This window comes from Propioniciclava flava, assembly GCF_004126535.1.
Taxonomy (GTDB): domain Bacteria; phylum Actinomycetota; class Actinomycetes; order Propionibacteriales; family Propionibacteriaceae; genus Propioniciclava; species Propioniciclava flava.
This window is the reverse complement of sequence record NZ_PPCV01000020.1, coordinates 1-1,568: the sequence shown is the minus strand read 5'-3', so window position 1 is coordinate 1,568 and position 1,568 is coordinate 1. Positions and strand designations below refer to the sequence as shown.

General features: G+C 61.8%; 1 protein-coding gene. It reads right to left on the bottom strand.

The window, feature by feature from the left end; translation table 11 throughout:
* Positions 1-71: 71 nt before the first annotated feature.
* Entirely contained in the window at positions 72-329 is a 258-nt protein-coding gene (locus C1706_RS14150) for a hypothetical protein (RefSeq protein ID WP_164987581.1), read from the bottom strand.
* Between the last annotated feature and the right edge of the window lie 1,239 nt (positions 330-1,568).

The following is a 1,568-nucleotide window of genomic DNA, read 5'->3' as shown; positions in this document are numbered from 1 at the left end:
TACAACCACCACCGCCGGCACTCCTCGCTCGGCTACCTAACCCCAGCCGAGTACGCTCGGCAGTGCACCCATCAAATGGAAACCGACGACTCACAGAACGTCCGGACCGAATGAAGGGGGCGGCTCAGCCCGACCAGCAGATCTCCGCCCTTCGGGTTGATGAATCGCGCATTCCTTTCATCTGTGCAGGCTTCCAGCGCCACGATTGATCCCGAACGTTCCATCCCGACCAGTCGCCGGACCCACACGATCGGGGATTCGCCACTGACCCGCTGGGCGCCCTTCAGTTCGCCCAGCAGGGTGACAACCGACTCGTGGAACTTGCCCATGGTCGTTGCCTCAAGTTCAGGAGTCATCACAGGCTCGGGCGAACTGTCGATCCGAACGATCTCGGCCCAGAACCTCCGATATACGGCCTCCGCTTCTCCGTAAAGAGCGGAGCGGCGCTGAGTTGTTTCAAACTCAATGGGGCCACAGGGCATGGGATCACCGCCGGCCTCGGGAACACACTGATACACAGGTGAAGGAGTGGACACGGGCCTCGGCGCAGGCGAACAACCAACCGTAACGATCAAGCACAACACAGCTGAGCCAATACGAACGGAATACAAGAAAGCCATCGGTATCGCCTCCAGGGGGATGGTGGCTCAACAGTCTGACACACTCACTAGTGCCAATCCTCTCCGCGCCTGGCTTATGCACATGCCTACCCGGATTGGGCAGGACATGAACTTTGGCCGACGTAGGCCCAGGCAGCCCTGCGAGAGGTGTTCGCGCCCAGCTGGCCGTCACCCCGCACGCCACGGATCGCGCAACCAGCACCGCGAGCCGGCAAGGAACGGACGACGCCACGTTGCCACCAGGGACGCCCCTCAGCAGGCAGCGACCTCCTTGTACTCTGAGTCGACGATGCGAAGAGCGCCCGCGTTTTCCAGGCGAGCAAGATAGATCCGCTGCTGAAAGGCCCGGCCCGCCGTTGGGCTACCCCCCTGGGGATTGGCATATCGAGCGGTTGTCGCATCAGTGCACACCTCGAGCGCCACGATTGAGCCGCTCCGAGTCAGGACTGGAAGGCGCTTCACCCACACAACCGGCGCGTCGCCACTCACCCTCTGAGCACCCCGCGAATCCTCGATAAGTTGACGGACCCCCTCGCGGAAATTGCCTGCCGTTGTCTCCTCAAGGTCCGGTGTCATCGACGGCTCGGCACTCAATCGCACGCGAGACACTTCGGACCAGTATCTGCGGTAGACCGCTTCGCCCTCCGAATACAAGGCATCCCTATGCCGAGAAGTCTCAAACTCGATGGAAGTACACGGAACAGGGTCACCGTCAGCCTCAGGTACGCACTGGTACGCGGGTGAAGGAGTGGGGGTGGACGCCGGAACTGGAGCACACCCAACCACAGCGCTGAAATACAACACAACTAAGCCACTATGGGGGCTCTTCAACCTTGAGGTGGGGGTGAGCGCGACACGCCGGAGCGCGGGGTGAGGGTGGTTGGGGGTCGAGGCCTTCAGGATCGGAAGCGTCTCTTCAACCTGACCGGAAGGCCTCGACGTGTCCGA